Origin of the sequence: Helicobacter pylori, assembly GCF_030323545.1 — a bacterium.
Classification (GTDB): Bacteria; Campylobacterota; Campylobacteria; order Campylobacterales; family Helicobacteraceae; genus Helicobacter; species Helicobacter pylori_CO.
Genome location: NZ_CP122954.1, coordinates 1,475,091 through 1,492,904 on the forward strand (window position 1 = coordinate 1,475,091; position 17,814 = coordinate 1,492,904).

The following is a 17,814-nucleotide window of genomic DNA, read 5'->3' on the forward strand; positions in this document are numbered from 1 at the left end:
GGGGTTTGAATGCGTTGCTACCAATGAAATTTTAGAAAAACGCTTGAATATCCAATTAAACCCTATCCAATCAAGCTATCAAGCCTTGATGCGAAAAGATAGCCCTAAATTATACAACCATCAAGCCACCAACCACTCGCAAGCCGCTTTAGAGAAATTAAAACTCATTAACAAAGAGCAAGGCAAAGAATGCTTGCCTAAAAACTTGCATGGCAAACAGCAATTCAAAAGCACATGGGGGCGCCTGAATTGGAATAAAATCAGCCCCATCATAGACACACGATTTGACACTCCAAGCAATGGCACCAACTCCCACCCTGAATTGCACCGCTCTATCACGCCCAGAGAAGCCGCTAGGATACAAAGTTTTAGCGATAACTATATCTTTTATGGCAATAAAACGAGCGTTTGTAAGCAGATCGGCAACGCTGTGCCTCCTCTTCTGGCCCTAGCCTTAGGCAAAGCGATTTTAAAAAGCTTAAGAAAATGATACAAATCCATCACGCTGACGCTTTTGAAATCATCAAAGATTTTTACCAACAAAATTTAAAAGTGGATGCCATCATCACAGACCCTCCTTATAACATTTCGGTTAAAAACCATTTTTCCACCCTAAAGAGCGCTAAAAGGCAAGGCATAGATTTTGGGGAATGGGATAAAAATTTCAGGCTTTTAGAATGGATCAAGCGCTACGCCCCCTTAGTCAATCCAAACGGCTGCATGGTTATTTTTTGCTCTTACAGGTTTATAAGCTATATCGCTGATTTTTTAGAAGAAAACGGCTTTGTGGTCAAAGACTTTATCCAATGGGTTAAAAATAATCCCATGCCAAGAAACATTAGCCGGCGCTATGTCCAGGACACGGAATTTGCCCTGTGGGCGGTTAAAAAGAAAGCTAAATGGGTGTTTAACAAACCAAAAAATGAAAAATATTTACGGTCCTTGATTTTAAAAAGCCCTGTGGTGAGCGGGCTTGAAAAAGTTAAACACCCCACGCAAAAAAGCCTGGCTTTAATGGAAAAAATCATTTCCATCCACACAAACCCTAATGACATCGTGCTAGATCCTTTCATGGGGAGCGGCACCACCGGTTTAGCGTGCAAGCGTTTAGAACGAAATTTTATCGGTATAGAATCAGAAAAAGAATATTTTCAAATCGCTAAAAAGCGTTTGAATTTGTTTTAAAAACGCTATTTGAATGAGATTGTGTTATAGTTATTTAAAAGGATATTTTGAATGAAAAGAATGTTAGCGGAGTTTGAAAAAATCCAAGCGATTTTAATGGCGTTCCCCCATGAGTTTGGCGACTGGGCGTATTGCATCAAAGAGGCTAGGGAAAGTTTTTTAAACATCATTCAAACCATAGCCAAACACGCTCAGGTGTTAGTGTGCGTCCATACTAGCGATACTATCGGCTATGAGATGCTTAAAAACTTATCTGGTGTAGAGATCGCAAAGGTTGACACTAACGACACATGGGCTAGGGATTTTGGAGCGATCAGTATTGAAAATCAGGGCGTTTTAGAGTGCTTGGATTTTGGTTTTAACGGCTGGGGGTTAAAATACCCGTCCAATTTAGACAATCAAGTGAATTTCAAACTCAAAAGTTTAGGGTTTTTAAAACACCCTTTAAAAACGATGCCCTATGTTTTAGAGGGCGGGAGCATAGAAAGCGATGGGGCTGGGAGTGTTTTAACCAACACCCAATGCCTGCTAGAAAAAAATCGTAACCCCCATTTGAATCAAAATGGAATAGAAAACATGCTTAAAAAGGAATTAGGGGCTAAACAAGTGCTGTGGTATTCTTATGGCTATCTCAAAGGCGATGACACGGATAGCCATACCGACACGCTCGCTCGCTTTTTGGATAAAGACACCATTGTTTATAGCGCATGCGAAGATGAAAACGATGAGCATTATACAGCCTTAAAAAAAATGCAAGAAGAATTAAAAACCTTTAAAAAACCAGACAAAACGCCCTATAAACTCATCCCCCTAGAAATCCCCAAAGCCATTTTTGATGAAAACCAACAACGCTTGCCGGCGACTTATGTGAATTTTTTATTGTGCAATGACGCTCTCATCGTGCCTACTTACAACGACCCTAAAGACGCACTCATTTTAGAAACCTTAAAACAACACACGCCCCTAGAAGTGGTAGGGGTTGATTGCAACACCTTAATCAAACAGCATGGAAGCTTGCATTGTGTAACGATGCAACTTTATTGAATAAAATCACGCTTTTTGGCGTGGTTCAAGGCGTGGGCATGCGCCCTTTTATTTATACCCTAGCTCAAAAATTAGAGCTTGTAGGCTTTGCGCGTAACACCCAAGCGGCTTTAGAAATCGTCTTACCCGCTCACAAAACTGAGTCTTTTTTAAACGCTCTGAAAAAAGGATTGCCCCCTTTAGCGTTGGTTGAAAAAATCATTATTAGCCCTTATGATAAGGCGCTCAAATTCAATGATTTTAGGATTTTAGAAAGCAAGAACCACCCTTTAAATTTGCTCAGTCAAATCCCTAAAGATTTGGGCGTGTGTGAGGATTGCTTGCGCGAAATTAGAGATAAAAACTCCCCCTATTTTCATTACGCTTTCAATTCTTGCGCGAAATGCGGGGCGAGATACAGCCTTTTAAACGCCATGCCCTATGACAGAGAAAATTCCGCCCTAAAGCCTTTCAAGCTCTGCAAATTTTGCGCTTCTGTCTATCAAGACCCTACCAATAAGCGCTTCCACATTCAAGGCATCAGCTGCAAAAAGTGCGGTATCGCACTCAATTACAAGCGGTTCAAAAATGATGACGCTCTTTTAGAATGCGCTAAAGACATTCAAAAAGGTAAAATCATCGCTCTTAAAGGTTTGGGAGGCTTTGCTTTTTTGTGCGATGCGAGGAATTTTCAAACCATAGAAAGATTACGGCTTTTAAAAAACCGCCCCCTAAAGCCTTTTGCACTCATGTTTAAAGACTTAAAATCAGCCAAACAGCATGCGTTTTTGAACGCATTAGAATGCGAGAGCTTAATTTCTGCAAGCGCCCCCATTCTTTTAGCGCGTAAAAAACCTGACACCCAATTAGCCCCCAATATCGCTAAAAACTCCCCCTTTTATGGCGTGATTTTGCCCTATACCCCTTTGCATGCTTTATTACTGGATTTATTGGATTTCCCTATTGTGTTCACGAGCGCGAATTTCAACTCCCTCCCTTTAGCGAGCGATGAAAAAGAGATCAATTCGCTTCATTTTATTTTTGATTTTAAGCTCACGCACAATCGCGCCATTATTCATAGGATTGATGATAGTATCGTGCAGCGCGTGGATAATATTATTCGCCCCATGCGTTTGGCTAGAGGGTTTGCCCCCCTTTACCTCACTTTGCCTAAACGCTCTAATTATCCGCCACAAAAGATTTTAGCGCTTGGAGCGGAGCAAAAAGGGCATTTTAGCTTATTGGATGGCGAAACTTCCATTCTTTTGCTTTCGCCTTTTTGTGGGGATTTGAGCGTTTTAGAAAATGAAAAACACTTTAAAGAAACCCTGAATTTTTTCTTAAAAACCTATGATTTTAAACCCACGCTCTTAGTTTGCGATAAGCATAAAAACTACACCACCACTCAAATGGCTTTTGAATTTAATACGCCCTTATTGCAAGTCCAGCACCACCATGCCCACTTTTTAGCGAGCGTCTTAGACGCATTGTTACAAGACCCGCATTTAAATCACCCTTTTATAGGAATCATTTGGGATGGGAGTGGGGCTTATGAAAATAAGATTTATGGGGCGGAGTGTTTTGTGGGGGATTTTGAACGCATTGAAGAAACCGCCAGGTTTGAAGAATTTCTGCTTTTAGGGGGGCAAAAAGCGATCAAAGAGCCTAAACGCCTGGTTTTAGAAATTGCTTTAAAACACCAACTCAACAAGCTTTTAAAGCGCGTTCAAAAACATTTTAAAGAAGACGAATTAGAAATTTTCCAGCAAATGCATGACAGAGAAGTTCAAAGCATAGCCACCAATTCCATAGGACGTTTGTTTGATATAGTAGCGTTTAGTTTGGATTTAACAGGAACGATTAGCTTTGAAGCAGAGAGCGGGCAGGTTTTAGAAAATCTAGCCTTACAAAGCGATGAGATCGCCTTTTACCCTTTTAAAATCAAAAACAGCGTGGTGTGTTTAAAAGATTTTTATCAAGCGTTTGAAAAGGATTTGGGCGTTTTAGAGCCCAAACGCATCGCTAAGAAATTTTTTAACAGCCTAGTAGAAATCATTACCGCTTTAATCGCGCCTTTTAAAGAGCATGTGGTGGTGTGCAGTGGGGGCGTGTTTTGCAACCAATTATTATGCGAACAATTAGCCAAACGATTCAAAAACCTTCAAAGGAAGTATTTTTTCCACAAGCATTTCCCTCCTAACGACAGCAGTATCCCTGTCGGTCAAGCCTTAATGGCGTATTTCAACCCTACAATCATTAAAAAAGGATAAAAATGGATAGCGTAACTCTAGCATGCGGGAACGGAGGGAAAGAAACAAACGCTTTAATTGAGCGAGTTTTTATGCCCTATTTAAAAGAATTTATCGTTGCGTTTGGTGAAGACGCCCCTAAATTTAAAGCTAGTGGGGAATATTGCGTGAGCACGGATAGTTTTGTCATCACGCCCTTAATTTTTAATGGGGGCGATATAGGCAAGCTTTGCGTTTGCGGGAGCGCGAATGATGTGAGCGTGCAAGGGGGCGAACCTTTGTATTTGAATATGGGTTTTATTTTAGAAGAAGGCTTAGAAATCCCTCTTTTAAAACAAATCTTACAATCCATACAAAAAGAATTGTTTAAAGCCAACCTAAAACTCCTCTCCCTAGACACTAAAGTCGTGCCAAAGGGGAGCGTGGATAAGCTTTTTATCAACACAACCTGTATTGGTAAAACCATCAAGCCAGGGATTTCTTCGCGCCATTTAAAACAAGGCCAAGCCATTATCCTAAGCGACACTATCGCCAATCATGGGGCAAGCCTGTTTGCAATGCGTCATGAAATCAAGCTCAAAACCAATCTAGAAAGCGATTGCCAGCTGCTCTATCCCTTATTAAAACCCCTATTTTTAAGCGATCTCAAAATTCATGCTTTAAGAGATGCGACTAGGGGCGGGTTAGCGAGCGTGCTGAATGAATGGGCGAACAGCTCTAGAGTGAAAATCGTTATAGAAGAAGAAAAAATCCCCTTAAAAGAAGAAACGAAAGGGATTTGTGAGATTTTAGGGCTAGAACCCTACGCACTAGCCAATGAGGGGGTGTTTGTTTTAGCGCTCAATCAAAAAGACGCCCCTAAAGCCTTAGAAATTTTAAAAAATAACAAAAAAGCTAAAAACGCTTGCGTGATTGGCGGAGTGTTTGAAAACCCTTATCCTAGCGTGGTTTTAAAGAACGCATGGGGTTTTGAAAGGATTTTAGAGATGCCAGAAGGCGAATTGTTGCCTAGGATTTGCTAAAACTAAGACGCTTTTTAAAACCCCTCTACCCTCTAAAAATTTTTCACCTAAGCTAAGTCTACTACACTCAAGGGATTTGAGAAAACTTACAACAAAAGGGTTTTATGAGGGTTTTATGGTGGGTGTTACAAAAAAAGCGGTGAGAACGACAGCGTCCCCATTGAGATCAGACTCCATAAAAACCCAATCACCTCTAAAACAGACAGCATAAAAATCTAGGACATTCAGTTCAATAGAGGGAATTGCCCACTCATCTAAAAGATAGATCTCATGCCAATCAAAACTCTCTCTTGTAAAATACGAGTTTATTTTTAATGCAAAGAAGTTGGTAATTAGCCTAACAAAAAAGCCCCCTTACATTCCTTACCCCCTAGATCTTTATGAAAGATTAGAATAGTAACACACCTTGCTTTTTGAAAGCACTTGAGATTGAGAGCGAAGCGCACACCAAACCCCTTTTAATGGCTCAAAGTTTGTTTGAAGCTAAATAACCACAATATCGTAACTAGCACTTAATAGCGGAGCGTTTTTATTAACCCTATAAGGATTTTATTTCAAACCTCTAAAAGCTTCAAATAATACTCATAAGCTTCTTTAATGCCCTGCTCTAAAGGGATTTCTAATTCCCATTTTAAAGCCTTTTGTTTGGAAATATCCATAAGCTTTTGCTGCATGCCCACTGGTTTGGATAAATCCTTAACAAACACGCCCTTATAGTCTAAAACCTGAGCGACTTTTTCGTAATACTCTTCAATGCTGTAATCCACGCCAGAGCCGACATTCATCACGCTAGGGATTGAAGCGATATTCTCATAAGCTAGAGAAATGAACCTGGCTAAATCTTTAGCGTTTAGATATTCCCTCCTGGCCGTGCCATCGCCCCACATCGCAAACTCTTTTTCATTTTTTAATTTAGCGGTGTGCATCCTGGCGATAAGCCCTGGTATCATGTGCGCTATTTTTTCTTCAAACTTGTCAAACTCGCCATAAAGGTTGCAAGGCACTAGGGTTTTATAAAAAACGCCCTTTTCAGTGCTCACGTATTCGCAATATTTCATCACAGAGAGTTTGGCTAAAGCGTAGCCTTCATTCGTTGGCTCTAAAGAGCCGTTCAATAAATCGCTTTCTTTTAAAGGGTTAGGGGCGAATTTAGGATAAGCGCAAGAGCTCGCTAGATTAATGGCCTTTTTCACGCCCAAATCCAAAGCGCTAGAAAAGAGGTACAAGCCCATGAGTAAATTCTCAACCATGTAAGTTGAGAGATCGTTCATGTTAGCGACAATGCCCCCCACTCTCCCGGCGCAATGGATAATGCCTGTAGGCTTGTATTCTTTCAAATAAGCTTGAACATTGTCTTTATCCAACAAATACAATTCGCTTTTTTTAGGGGTGAGTAGAGTAACATCAGGCTTATTTTTTTTAAAATACAACGCCGTGTTCTGCCCCACCATGCCATAGGCGCCGGTGATTAAAATAATCTCATTCATAAAAATTCCTTAAAATATAACCCCCATCTTGCAAGTAAAGGTTTTTCTGGCATTCTTTTAAATCGTATTCTAACATGTCCTTAACCAACTCTTTTAAATCGTATTCCCTAACCCAGCCTAGCTCTTTTTCTGCCTTAGTGGGATCGCCTAAAAGCAAATCCACTTCAGTAGGCCTGAAATAGCGCTCGTCTATGCGCACCACGATTTGACCCGTTTTTAAATGGTTTAAGTTTAATTTTAAAACGCCCGCCCTTTTTTCATCAACGCTTTTAATCAAACCGATTTCTTTAATCCCTGTATTTTGAAATTCTAAACCAATACCGATAAATTCAAAGCTCATTTTCACAAAATCGCGCACGCTTGTGGTCTTTCCTGTAGCGATCACATAATCTTGTGGGATGGGTGCTTGGAGCATCAAATGCATCATTCTTACATAATCTTTGGCATGCCCCCAGTCTCTTTTAGCGTCTAAATTCCCTAAATACAAGCAATCCGTTAAGTTATACGCTATCGCGCTAGCGGCTCGTGTGATTTTACGAGTGACAAAAGTTTCGCCCCTTACCCTACTTTCATGATTAAAAAGAATGCCATTAACCGCAAACAAATTATAAGCCTCTCTGTAATTTTTGGTGATGTAAAAGGCATACATTTTAGCGACCGCATAGGGGCTTCGTGGGTTAAAGGGGGTGTTTTCATTTTGTGGGGTTTCTAAAACTTCGCCATACAATTCGCTCGTGCTGGCTTGATAGAAGCGTGTTTTCCTTTCTAATCCTAAAATCCGCATGGCTTCTAAAATCCTTAGCGTGCCAATACCATCAGCGTTAGCGGTGTATTCTGGGGTTTCAAAAGAGACTTTCACATGGCTTTGAGCGGCTAAATTATAAATCTCTGTAGGCTTAGTGGTAGCGATTAAATGGATAAGATTAGAGCTATCGGTCATATCCCCATAGTGCAGAAAAAAACGCCTTTTGTGTTCGCTGTGCAAATCTTCATACAGATGATCGATCCTAGAAGTGTTGATGCTAGAAGAGCGCCTTTTTAACCCATGCACTTCATAACCCAAATTCAGCAAGTATTCAGCCAGATAGCTCCCATCTTGCCCGGTAACCCCAGTGATTAAAGCGATTTTTTCTTTCATTATTTTTCCTTTATTGAATTTTATTTATTAGGCGTTTTGATTCTGCCTGTTAAAATCGTCATCAACCCTTACAATATCGTCTTCACCGACATACTCACCCACTTGAACTTCTATGATGATTAAAGGGATTTTGCCGTAATTAGCCAGGCGGTGTAAGGTGTTTTTAGGGATATAAGTGGATTCATTAGCTTGCAATTCAAACATTTTATGATCCAACTCCACGCTCGCCATCCCGCTAATCACCACCCAGTGTTCGCTCCTGTGGAAATGCTTTTGTAACGAAAGCCTTGCGTTAGGTTTGACTTCTAAAATCTTAACCTTGTAACACCCGCTCTCATGCAAGACTTCATAGCTCCCCCAAGGGCGATACACTTTAGTGTGCGTTTGCAACAATTCTTGGTTGTTTGTTTCCACCTCGCTCACTAAAGCTTTTAAATCTTTAGCCTTGTCTTTATGAGTGATTAAAAGAGCGTCTTTAGTGTCAATAATGGCTAAATTCTCAACGCCTAAAAGAGCGCTCACTTTATGGGAAAACACTAAATTATTCTCGCTCTCTTTGGCAAAAATGGGCGTTTGATTCAGGCTGACATTTTCTTTAGGCTCGTTAGCCACTTCTTCAAAAAGAGCGTTAAAATTCCCTAAATCGCTCCATTTGGCGTTTAATCCTACCATTTTGATGTTGTGGCTTTGTTGCATTAAAGCTATATCCACGCTCACATCTTCTAAATCTTGCATGCTCTTTTCACTCAAACGAGCGATCTTTTTTTCAAAAAAATACGCGTTTTCTAAAGATTCAAACGCTCTTTCGCACCCCTTTAAAATAGTGGGGGCATGCTTTTTTAGTTCGTCTAAAAAAACGCCCGCTTGGAAAACAAACATGCCGCTATTGAAATAAAAACCCCCGCTTTTTTGAAACTCTATCGCTTTTTCTAGGCTTGGCTTTTCAATGAACCGCTTCACATCTAAACCATTAGGGCTTTCAATATACCCAAATTCCGTGTTGGGCTTTTCAATACTCACCCCAAAAGTGACTAAAAAACCTTTTTGGGCTAAACCAACCGCTTTTTTGATTGCATTTTCATACGCTTGAAGGTCTTTAATCAGATGATCGCTTGGCGTAACGATGAGTAAATCTTCTTTATCGCTCATTAAAGCGCTCAAAGCAATGGCGTTAGCGGTGTTTTTACTCAAGCTCTCTAATAAAAAACCCACGCTTTTGTTTTTGATTTCGCTCTCTATTTCTTCTAGGGCTAAAAAATAATGCTTTTCGTTGCACACAATGAGCGTTTCATCTACTAAGGAAGCGTTTCTTTTAAAACTCAATTTAAACAAGCTTTCATTGCCAAAAAGCTTTAAAAATTGCTTAGGGTATAGGCTACGGCTTAAAGGCCATAGGCGTTTGCCACTCCCCCCACTCAGTAAGATATTTTTAATTTTCATGCGTTTTCTTGTCAAGCTCTCTTTTGTTTTTTAGGGTTATTATAGCGTTTTTAATCGGGTGTTTTTGAGTCACTTCAAAAACTCAGCGATGACTTCATTCTCTCTGGGTATAGGGAAGAAGATGTCAGTATTGGGCGAAATGAAGACCCTGCTCCCCTCTCTAACCACCACAATAGGAGCGATTTTGCTCTTGTCTCTTAAAATTTGATTGACCACTTGATTGATCCCCATGCCGCTTTGTCTCATCAATTGCAATAAAAGATAATCCCCAAAGAAATTGGTCACCTCTTCTTTATTGCCCCTGTTGTTTAAAGCCGAAGTGATCCCAATCAATAAGCCGTTGGTGAGCGTAGAAAGCAGTAACGGCACGCCATAACGCTGGAAATTCCTTTCAATCAATTCCCCCACCAAGCCGTTATAGCCTTTAATGTCCGCCCCTTTAGCGTTAGTGAGCATGATATTGATGCCATGGGGAGTGATGATGCGGCTCCACACAATATCCAAGCGGTATTCGCCCATTTTGTTGTTGTTGCTGTAATAGCCTATGACTTTAGAGCCTTTGGGGATTAAGACGGCCTTGCCCATGCTTGCAAAAATATCGCTCTCCACTTGTGCGATGACTTTACCAGCGATCTGGCTAGAAATAGGCGTGATGAGAAAGGCGGGTATCATTTTATCGGCTGTAATGGTGCGTAAAAGCTTGTTTTCATTAGTAGCGATGTCTTTTTCTTTAAGGTTAGTAAAACCATCAATGCCCTTAGGGTTATCCATGGGGAAAATCAGGTTTTCTTCGTAATTTTTAGGGCTTTGTTTGAAAGGGGTAATGCGAGAGGCTAGTAAATCTAATTGCTTTAGAGAAAAGTCTTTTTTAGGGGGGGTTGTGTTTGGATCTATGGGAGGGTTCTTAAAAGTTTCTTCTTTAGAAGAGTTCATTTCTTTGGAGTTTAGGGCTTTTAAAGCGGCTTTTAGCTGTTCTTGTAAGGCTTTGATGGTAGCGTCTTTGGAGCTTTCTGTGGGAGTTGGCTGTGTGTTTTGAGTGAAGGTGTAGTCTTGTAAGGGGTATTTCACCTCATCGTCATTCAAAAGGTTTTGTTGGTTATTTAAGGGGGCTTTTGGCTTTTGATGATAGACTAAAGAAATGGTTGTAATCGTTGCAAAACCCCCCACAAAAACAAGCGCCCCCTTAAGCCACTTATTCATCTTTACCCTTTTTGACAAAACGGATACACAAATAGTCCTTGCCCAGCCTTAAAGTCCATTTAGCCGAAACGTCTTCAGCGATAATGTAATCGCCCACAATCCTAGTATTCACCGGGTTATCATAGCCATCAACGACTTTATAAATCACCGGGAATTTAGAGAGCGCTAATTTTTTGTCAAATTTGAAATAAGTGAATTGCTTGTCGTTAAAAATTTCTTCAGGCATCAAAGAGAGTTTGGATTTTTTAGAACAAATCCCTAAACAATACCATTTCCTTTGAGAGCTTTTTAAAGCCCTATAACCTTTTTGAATGTCTTTTTTAACGATTTTCATGGCGTTAGTGTTATCGCCAATAGTTATAGTCTCTTCTTCTTTTTCTTTGGTTTCTTCTTTTTCTTCTTTTAAGGGCTTGTTGTTTGTGGGGGCATTTTCAAAGGTATTTTCTTTATTTTCTTTATTTTGCGGCTTCATAAAAGCGTTGGAGTAATAGTTTTTATCGTCTATGAAAACCTGTAAATTAGGGTGTTTGGAGCTAGTGAAAGTGGTAGAAAACACATAGAAAGAAAAAATCTTACCCTCATTGTCAATCACGCTGATATTAGAATCCACGCCAATTTGTAGGGGCTTGATGAGTAAAATGCGATCGTTACTTTCTAAGATTTTCGCGTCAAAGCCCACATTATCCCCTAAAACAAAATCGCTAATGGGTTTTGAAAAAAACAATAAGGTCGCCATCGCATAACGCAAGCGGATTTTATAGGTTTGCCCTTGAAAGTAATCAATGTTCAAAGTGTTGGACATTTTTGAGCGGTTTTTGTCAAAAAAGCTCCCTTGAGTGGCGTTTAAATCCTGCATAGGGTGGTTTAAATTCGCTGGGGCTGTTTCGTTAGCTTCTTCTAAAAAATCATCGGCTTTTAAAGCGCTAAAAGCCAACAAAAATCCCATGAGAGCGTATAAAACCTTACGCATCAATCGCCCCTATTAGTCGGCACGATTTCAGTGATGCTGTAGCGAGTGATTTTAAAGCCGGTAGGGTTTTTAGGCATGGAAGCGTAATCAAAATCCGGGGTGTCAAACAAATAACTCAGCACGATTTTATAACGCTTTTCATACACCAGCTTGTTTTCGTTCATGAGTTTAGCTACAATGGAGACGCTCGCAATGGGGTTATTGTCTTGCTGATAGATCGCAATATTGACAATATGGACTTCTCTTTCCAAATGGCTTTGCGCATAAATGCTGTTTTGGGTTTTAATCAAATCTTCAAAGCGTTGCCACACTTTAGAACTGCTTTGCAAGCGCACCAATTCATAGCGCGATTTATCGTCAATGCGGTTAATGCTCTCTCGGTTTAACACATACGCCCCAATGAGCGAACGAGCCAACGCTTCATTACCAGAAATGCTTTTATCCGCTCTTTGGATAATGGCGTAATGCTTGTCTTGGTTTAAAAAATCCACGAAATGGTGTTCGGTTTTTTGTAAGGGTAGAATGCTGATTAACACGATCGCTAAGATAAGAGCGATAAAACTCATCAAGCCTAAGAGCTTGTAAGCGATTTTCAAGCGGTTCCTTTCCAACCGAAACACGCTTTGCATGTCCAAATCATTCACCGAAAAACCAGAAAGCTTGTTTTCTAAATGCTTTTCTTGGTGGCTTAAAAGCTCTTCTAAAAAGACTAATTGCTCGCTATTGAAAGGCTTTTCTCTCATGCGAGATTTAACCTGTTTTCATACAAAGTACAAGGGCTTTTTTTCATCTCATGCACCTTGCTCGTGCAACCAAAAAACACAAGTCCCATAATAACAAAAAAAATTCTCATTAAATTCCTATTTATTTAAATTTCATTTTTTGTATTTATTGTATCCTTTTTAACCTTTTTTTGCTTGAAATTTGGGATTTTTACATCTAATTGAGTGGTTTCTACCTTAAATGTGGGGGAATGCGTTTCTTTTTCTTTAGAAACGCTACCGCTTGTAGAAGTAGAAACGCTAGAGGGAGCGGGCGAGGTCGTGATATATTGTAAGGAATTAAGGGCGTTTTGGCTGAGGTTAGCGCTCAAATTGGTGGCGAGTTTGTAAGTTTCTTTAAGGCTGTTTTGCACCCTAAACAAAGCGTTGATGAAAAAAGGCACGCCTATGATAAAAACGCAACACAAAAATAACGCTACCACCAATAAAAGGCTTAAGTCTTGTTTTTCTTGCATGTGAGCGTCTATTAAAGCCTTAGTAACCGAAACATTCAAAAACCCCACCAACAACAAAAAAGGCTTGTAAAACCCAAGAGCGAAGCATTTTTTTAAGCATGCCATCACAACGCTCCTCCAGGTTTTAAAAAACCCAAACGCTAAAAACAGCACCCCTAAAGAGCACCACACATGCACTTCTAAATACACTAAAATGATGATTGCAAACAGCACGCTCAAAAAAAGCCCTTGTAAAATGCTTAAAAAAAGCCACACAGACATTTCATTATGGCTCAAATCGCTGATAAAGCTAATGGCATAAAAACCATGGTTAAAGATAAAATCTAAAGAAAGCGCGTGGTTAGAAAAGTTACCCAAGCTTTGAGAGAGGCTTTGTGCGATCATGTTAGGCGCAATAAAAATAGTGTTTTGGAAAAATTCATAAAAATGCATGGGATTTTTTAAAGCGTAGTTAAAGAGCGCAAAAAACCCCACAAATAATAACGCCTCTAAAAGCACGCTAGCGCTGAAGAAATTCTGTTCTTTCAAACTCCTATAAGCAAAGAGCATGAACGCCAAAGCGACCACGCTATTAAACACCAATTGCGCATGCAAGGTGTAGAGGAAAAATTCAGCGAAACGCCCTAAAATCGCCGTGAGAGGCGTGATAAACCAAGAAAGAATGATTTTATAAGCGTCATTTTTCATCAGTGTTTCAACGGACTTTAATGTAAAATTCAAAGCCTTTACGCCAGACTAATAATTCAATTTTTGGCACGCTTAACGCTTCTCTTAAAGCCTTTGGGTTGAATGAAACGCTTTTATGATTCACCCATAAAATCCTATCCCCAAGCTTTAAAAAATCCAAGCCTTTGGGCAAATGATTGCCTATTTTAGTGATGATAAAACGCTCGTCTAAAGCGATGCCATAGCGCTCTAAAAAAGTGTCTTTGAGTAAAAACCCCCCATAACGCTTATTGACTTTGAGCGTTACTTCTTTGATTTGATGGTTTCGTTTGATTTTCACTTTGGCAAGGCTTTGGTATGAAAGATTGCTCACCACCCATTCAAACTCCGCTAACGAATGGATCTTGTAATCATTGATCGCTAGGATTTCATCGTTTTTTAAAAAAGGGTTTTTAGGGAAAAAGGGATCAAATTGCGCTACCACTAAACGCTTATGATGTTCTTCTAAACGCACCCCAATATCCCCATAATAAGGCTCTTGTTGGTTTAAAAAGCGCTTGATAAATTTCGTTTCTATAAAGCCGTTCCCCCCTACCCCTAGCCCTAACATTTGATAGCAAATATTGCTGATAACGCCATTTTTTTGAGTCTTTTGCGAAATTTGAGCGTAGCGATCATAGCCTTTTTGCCCCACCAATAATCGCACTTCTGTGGCTTCTTTATCCCCTATACTAGCCATTGGCCTTATAAGGGCGTCTTTGTCCAAATCCCTTAATGTATAAACATACTCGCTTGGCGCGCTTTGTAACAAATACAGCCCTACAAAAGGATCGGATTTGATGACTTTGGCGTGTTTAGGGTAGGTTTTGGAATAATATAAATACACGCCCTTAGGCAGTTCTTTTAAAGCCACGCCCCCTTTTTGAAGGCTCGCTTTTTTAAAAAAAGCCTGACAATACTTGAAATCATAAGCCCCTAAGCCATTCAAAAAACCCAACAGAGCGATAAAAACGATAAGGGCTTTATAAAGCATCACAATTTAGCGAAATTCCCCAACATGTTAAAGGCTAAATTTTTTCGGTTTTCTTCTACGGCTTTATACCCGTCATTCAAAGCGCTCATCAAATAGATTTGCATCGCTTCTTTATCTTCTAACAGGCTGTCATCAATTTGCAAATCCACTAATTCCCCCAACCCATTAAAACTCACGCTCACCATTCCCCCACCGCTTTTGGAAGTGTGGATCGTGTCTTTATTTTTTTCTTCTAGTTGGGAAAACTCTTTTTTCATGCCGTCTAACAACCCGCTTAACCCACCCAATTGACTAAAATCCATCTCTAACCCTTTTTTAAAATTTCGTTTTTTTCATCCACTAGCACGATGTTTGGCTTGTGCGCGTTGATTTCATCTTCGTTCATGCTCGCATAAGCTAAAATGATCACCACATCGCCTATGGCCACTTTTCTGGCTGCTGCACCATTGACGCAAATTTCGCCCCTTTTTTTCCCTAAAATCACATAGGTACTGAAGCGTTCGCCGTTATTGACATCCACGATTTCCACTTTCATGCCCTCTCTGAGCTTAGCGAACTTGGCTAAATCCTCATCTATGGTGATCGAGCCTACGTAATTGAGATTAGCGTCTGTGATAGTAGCCCTATGGATTTTACTATAAAGCATTTCAAAAGTCATTTTTTTTCACCTTTTGCAAGCACTTGATTTCTTTTAAAACCAATTGGTTTTTTTCTAGCAAGCAAGCGATCTTACAAGGTTTTTTAAGCGATTGCAAGAGCAGTATATCGCTTAATCTAGTTTTGATTTCATTATGAATGATTTTTTTAATTTCCCTCGCTCCTAAAGTCGTTTGGTAGCTTTTTTGTGCGATGAATTTCAAAACTTCTTTATGGAATTTTAAGGTTATGTCTTGCTCTAGCGCTAGGGCTTTTAATTTGTCTAATTCCACAGAAACAATGCGTTCAAAATCCTCCAAACTGAGCGCATTAAACGGCACGATCGCATCAATCCTGGAGCGTAATTCAGGGGTCAAAAGCTCTTTAACGGCTTTATCATACTTGGTATTTTTAGCGCTAAAAAACCCTAGCGTGTCCTTATCCTTACTCCCCACATTTGAAGTCATAATCAAAATCACATGCTTAAAACTCGCCTGATTGCCTAAATTATCGCTCAAAGTGGCGTTATCCATCACTTGCAACAACAAATCATACACATTAGAATGGGCTTTTTCTATTTCATCTAAAAGCAGCAAACAATGCGGGTGTTTTTTAATCGCATTCACCAATAACCCCCCTTGCTCAAACCCCACATAACCGCTAGGACTCCCGATGAGCTTTGCCACGCTATGGGCCTCTTTGTATTCGCTCATGTCAAAGCGTTCAAAATGCAAATTCAAATTCAAGGCCAGCTCTTTAGCCAATTCTGTTTTCCCCACCCCACTAGGCCCCACGAATAAAAAGCTCCCCACAGGCTTATTTTTTGCAGAAAGCCCGCAATACTGGATTTTAATCGCATTGCTGACGATACTAATCGCTTCTGCTTGGGCAAAAATCTTATTTTTAAGCGATTTTTCCAAGTTCCTTAAAAGGGCTTTTTTATCGTTGCTCAAACGCATTTTAGGGATTTTAAGCTTCAGAGCGAGTGCTTCTTTCACGTCATCAACGCCGATTTTTTTGCCCTTTTTAGGACTGATTTTTTTCCTCGATCCCACCTCATCTAGCAATTCAATCGCTTTATCCGGCAAGAATTTATCATGCATGTAATCGCTCGTTAAATCCACGCATGCCTTAAACACGCTCTCATCATAACGCACCTGGTGGTGTTCTTCATAAAGAGGAGCGATCTTTTTCAAAATCAAGTAACACGCTTCTTTAGAAGGCTCTTCAACTTTTATGACTGAAAAGCGCCTATTAAAAGCCTTGTCTTTTTCAAACACGCTGCGGTATTCTTCAAAAGTGGTCGCTCCTAAACATTTCAAGCTCCCATCTGTTAGAACCGGTTTTAATATATTCGCCGCATCCAAGCTCCCAGCGTTACTGCTCCCTGCGCCTAAAAGGGTGTGGATTTCGTCAATGAATAAAATAATACGGCCGTTTTGTTGGATTTCTTTGAGCGTTTTTTTCAAGCGTTTTTCAAAATCCCCTCTGTATTTCGCCCCAGCCACCATTAAAGCTAAATCCAAAGAATAGACTTCATATTCTTGCAAAAACTCCGGCACTTCTTTTTGAGCGATTTTTAAAGCCAAAGCTTCAGCGATGGAGGTTTTCCCTACGCCCGCTTCACCAATTAAAAGCGGGTTATTCTTTTTTCTGCGCCCTAAAATTTCTATCACTCTTAAAATCTCTTCTTCTCTGCCAATGACTGGATCTAAAGCGTTATCTTGGGCTAAAGCGCTCAAGTTTTTAGCGTATTTTTTTAGGGGAGTGTTTTTGGGCGCTTCTTCATTATCATTAATGTCATTAGGAATACCATGGTTATCCAAATCCAATAAAGCAGGATTAGAATACAAACGAGCGATGCCAAAACTATCCATGAGTTTTGAAGCGTAACAATCGGGGTGATCCAGCATTAAAATAAGCAGTTCTTCCACGCCCACGCTCTCAAAACAACTCGCATACATTCTTTTAAGCATTCTTAATAGCACAAAACTCCTAGCAGGCATTTTGGCTGGATCGCTCTTTAAAGGCACGTATTGCAACAAATAGTCTTTAAGGATTTGTTTTAATTTATCATAGTTATCTCTTTCTAAAGCGCCAATAATCTTTTCCCCGCTCTCATGTTCTAAGATGACTAACAGCACATGCTCTGTGGTGCAAAGGGCGTGGTTAAGATCTAGGGCTAAATTTAAAGCTCGGTTTAGGACTTCATTGAGATCTTGATTGAATTTAGCCATTATCTTATCTCTTCTACCAATAATTTTAAAGGGAGATCTAGCTCTCTGGCTTTGTCCCTAACCCATGCTGCCCTATGCCTGGCAATATCATAAGGATAGACGCCACAAACCCCCTCGCCATCACGATGGATGCTTGATGTGAGAGCTTGAGCCTCTTCTAAAGACTTGTCAAAAAAATCCCTCAAAGCAGAGATCACAAATTCCGCTGTCGTAATGGGGTCATCAACCATGATCACTTGCACCATGGTGGGGGTGGGTATGTTATACATTTTCATGCTTTCATGCCGCTTA

The 17,814-nt window shown here is 40.1% G+C and carries 17 protein-coding genes and 2 pseudogenes; 6 read left to right on the forward strand and 13 right to left on the reverse strand.

The window, feature by feature from the left end:
• Window positions 1-55: 55 nt before the first annotated feature.
• From QAP06_RS07060 to QAP06_RS07085, 6 genes and pseudogenes are all read left to right on the forward strand, one after another.
• A pseudogene (locus tag QAP06_RS07060) lies at window positions 56-490 on the forward strand (DNA cytosine methyltransferase); the annotation flags it as partial.
• Window positions 487-1,185: a DNA-methyltransferase gene (locus QAP06_RS07065; RefSeq protein ID WP_286465609.1), complete on the forward strand. Its 699-nt coding sequence runs from the start codon at window positions 487-489 to the stop codon at window positions 1,183-1,185. The pseudogene QAP06_RS07060 and the gene QAP06_RS07065, both read left to right, overlap by 4 nt.
• A 51-nt stretch (window positions 1,186-1,236) precedes the next feature.
• Window positions 1,237-2,229, forward strand: coding sequence for an agmatine deiminase family protein (locus QAP06_RS07070; protein ID WP_286465610.1), 993 nt, complete (start codon window positions 1,237-1,239; stop codon window positions 2,227-2,229).
• Entirely contained in the window at window positions 2,226-4,478 is a 2,253-nt protein-coding gene (gene hypF, locus QAP06_RS07075; RefSeq protein WP_286467621.1) for a carbamoyltransferase HypF, read from the forward strand. The genes QAP06_RS07070 and hypF overlap by 4 nt, the downstream gene beginning before the upstream one ends.
• A 2-nt stretch (window positions 4,479-4,480) precedes the next feature.
• A complete protein-coding gene (gene hypE, locus QAP06_RS07080; protein WP_286465611.1) occupies window positions 4,481-5,479 on the forward strand; it encodes a hydrogenase expression/formation protein HypE in 999 nt (332 codons plus the stop codon).
• Between the two features lie 325 nt (window positions 5,480-5,804).
• Window positions 5,805-5,992 (forward strand): annotated as a pseudogene (locus QAP06_RS07085) (anthranilate synthase component I); the annotation flags it as partial.
• 41 nt (window positions 5,993-6,033) lie between these two features.
• On the opposite strand, the gene QAP06_RS07090 reads toward QAP06_RS07085, so the two are convergent.
• The 13 genes from QAP06_RS07090 to QAP06_RS07150 all read right to left on the reverse strand — a co-directional run bounded on the left by QAP06_RS07090 (window position 6,034) and on the right by QAP06_RS07150 (window position 17,798).
• Window positions 6,034-6,966: a GDP-L-fucose synthase family protein gene (locus QAP06_RS07090; protein ID WP_286465612.1), complete on the reverse strand. Its 933-nt coding sequence runs from the start codon at window positions 6,964-6,966 to the stop codon at window positions 6,034-6,036.
• Window positions 6,959-8,104, reverse strand: coding sequence for a GDP-mannose 4,6-dehydratase (gmd, locus tag QAP06_RS07095; protein ID WP_286465613.1), 1,146 nt, complete (start codon window positions 8,102-8,104; stop codon window positions 6,959-6,961). The genes QAP06_RS07090 and gmd overlap by 8 nt, the downstream gene beginning before the upstream one ends.
• 27 nt (window positions 8,105-8,131) lie before the next feature.
• Window positions 8,132-9,544 carry a mannose-1-phosphate guanylyltransferase/mannose-6-phosphate isomerase gene (locus QAP06_RS07100; protein ID WP_286465614.1) on the reverse strand — a complete coding sequence of 471 codons (1,413 nt, stop codon included), beginning with the start codon at window positions 9,542-9,544 and terminating at the stop codon, window positions 8,132-8,134.
• 69 nt (window positions 9,545-9,613) lie between these two features.
• Entirely contained in the window at window positions 9,614-10,744 is a 1,131-nt protein-coding gene (locus QAP06_RS07105; RefSeq protein WP_286465615.1) for a DNA type IV secretion system protein ComB10, read from the reverse strand.
• Window positions 10,737-11,714, reverse strand: coding sequence for a TrbG/VirB9 family P-type conjugative transfer protein (locus QAP06_RS07110; RefSeq protein ID WP_286465617.1), 978 nt, complete (start codon window positions 11,712-11,714; stop codon window positions 10,737-10,739). The genes QAP06_RS07105 and QAP06_RS07110 overlap by 8 nt, the downstream gene beginning before the upstream one ends.
• Window positions 11,714-12,457 carry a VirB8 family type IV secretion system protein gene (locus QAP06_RS07115; RefSeq protein WP_286465618.1) on the reverse strand — a complete coding sequence of 248 codons (744 nt, stop codon included), beginning with the start codon at window positions 12,455-12,457 and terminating at the stop codon, window positions 11,714-11,716. The genes QAP06_RS07110 and QAP06_RS07115 overlap by 1 nt, the downstream gene beginning before the upstream one ends.
• A complete protein-coding gene (locus tag QAP06_RS07120; protein ID WP_001217873.1) occupies window positions 12,454-12,567 on the reverse strand; it encodes a hypothetical protein in 114 nt (37 codons plus the stop codon). The genes QAP06_RS07115 and QAP06_RS07120 overlap by 4 nt, the downstream gene beginning before the upstream one ends.
• Before the next feature lie 15 nt (window positions 12,568-12,582).
• A complete protein-coding gene (locus QAP06_RS07125; RefSeq protein WP_286467626.1) occupies window positions 12,583-13,638 on the reverse strand; it encodes a type IV secretion system protein in 1,056 nt (351 codons plus the stop codon).
• 7 nt (window positions 13,639-13,645) lie between these two features.
• Window positions 13,646-14,650, reverse strand: coding sequence for a PDZ domain-containing protein (locus QAP06_RS07130; protein WP_140547967.1), 1,005 nt, complete (start codon window positions 14,648-14,650; stop codon window positions 13,646-13,648).
• Entirely contained in the window at window positions 14,650-14,952 is a 303-nt protein-coding gene (locus QAP06_RS07135; protein WP_000347926.1) for a YbaB/EbfC family nucleoid-associated protein, read from the reverse strand. Before QAP06_RS07135 ends, QAP06_RS07130 begins: the two co-directional genes overlap by 1 nt.
• A 2-nt stretch (window positions 14,953-14,954) precedes the next feature.
• Window positions 14,955-15,308, reverse strand: coding sequence for an aspartate 1-decarboxylase (gene panD, locus QAP06_RS07140; protein ID WP_140478563.1), 354 nt, complete (start codon window positions 15,306-15,308; stop codon window positions 14,955-14,957).
• Complete coding sequence (locus QAP06_RS07145; protein WP_286465621.1) at window positions 15,298-17,523, reverse strand: AAA family ATPase; 2,226 nt, start codon at window positions 17,521-17,523, stop codon at window positions 15,298-15,300. The genes panD and QAP06_RS07145 overlap by 11 nt, the downstream gene beginning before the upstream one ends.
• Complete coding sequence (locus QAP06_RS07150) at window positions 17,523-17,798, reverse strand: ATP-dependent Clp protease adaptor ClpS (RefSeq protein ID WP_000784933.1); 276 nt, start codon at window positions 17,796-17,798, stop codon at window positions 17,523-17,525. Before QAP06_RS07150 ends, QAP06_RS07145 begins: the two co-directional genes overlap by 1 nt.
• Between the last annotated feature and the right edge of the window lie 16 nt (window positions 17,799-17,814).

Bases quoted from the DNA above. Each gene is read 5' to 3' on its own strand.
- QAP06_RS07065 (WP_286465609.1), top strand. From the start codon at position 487: ATGATACAAATCCATCACGCTGACGCTTTTGAAATCATCAAAGATTTT.
- QAP06_RS07070 (WP_286465610.1), top strand. From the start codon at position 1,237: ATGAAAAGAATGTTAGCGGAGTTTGAAAAAATCCAAGCGATTTTAATG.
- hypE (WP_286465611.1), top strand. From the start codon at position 4,481: ATGGATAGCGTAACTCTAGCATGCGGGAACGGAGGGAAAGAAACAAAC.
- QAP06_RS07090 (WP_286465612.1), bottom strand. From the start codon at position 6,966: ATGAATGAGATTATTTTAATCACCGGCGCCTATGGCATGGTGGGGCAG.
- gmd (WP_286465613.1), bottom strand. From the start codon at position 8,104: ATGAAAGAAAAAATCGCTTTAATCACTGGGGTTACCGGGCAAGATGGG.
- QAP06_RS07100 (WP_286465614.1), bottom strand. From the start codon at position 9,544: ATGAAAATTAAAAATATCTTACTGAGTGGGGGGAGTGGCAAACGCCTA.
- QAP06_RS07105 (WP_286465615.1), bottom strand. From the start codon at position 10,744: ATGAATAAGTGGCTTAAGGGGGCGCTTGTTTTTGTGGGGGGTTTTGCA.
- QAP06_RS07110 (WP_286465617.1), bottom strand. From the start codon at position 11,714: ATGCGTAAGGTTTTATACGCTCTCATGGGATTTTTGTTGGCTTTTAGC.
- QAP06_RS07115 (WP_286465618.1), bottom strand. From the start codon at position 12,457: ATGAGAGAAAAGCCTTTCAATAGCGAGCAATTAGTCTTTTTAGAAGAG.
- QAP06_RS07120 (WP_001217873.1), bottom strand. From the start codon at position 12,567: ATGAGAATTTTTTTTGTTATTATGGGACTTGTGTTTTTTGGTTGCACG.
- QAP06_RS07125 (WP_286467626.1), bottom strand. From the start codon at position 13,638: ATGAAAAATGACGCTTATAAAATCATTCTTTCTTGGTTTATCACGCCT.
- QAP06_RS07130 (WP_140547967.1), bottom strand. From the start codon at position 14,650: ATGCTTTATAAAGCCCTTATCGTTTTTATCGCTCTGTTGGGTTTTTTG.
- QAP06_RS07135 (WP_000347926.1), bottom strand. From the start codon at position 14,952: ATGGATTTTAGTCAATTGGGTGGGTTAAGCGGGTTGTTAGACGGCATG.
- panD (WP_140478563.1), bottom strand. From the start codon at position 15,308: ATGACTTTTGAAATGCTTTATAGTAAAATCCATAGGGCTACTATCACA.
- QAP06_RS07145 (WP_286465621.1), bottom strand. From the start codon at position 17,523: ATGGCTAAATTCAATCAAGATCTCAATGAAGTCCTAAACCGAGCTTTA.
- QAP06_RS07150 (WP_000784933.1), bottom strand. From the start codon at position 17,798: ATGAAAATGTATAACATACCCACCCCCACCATGGTGCAAGTGATCATG.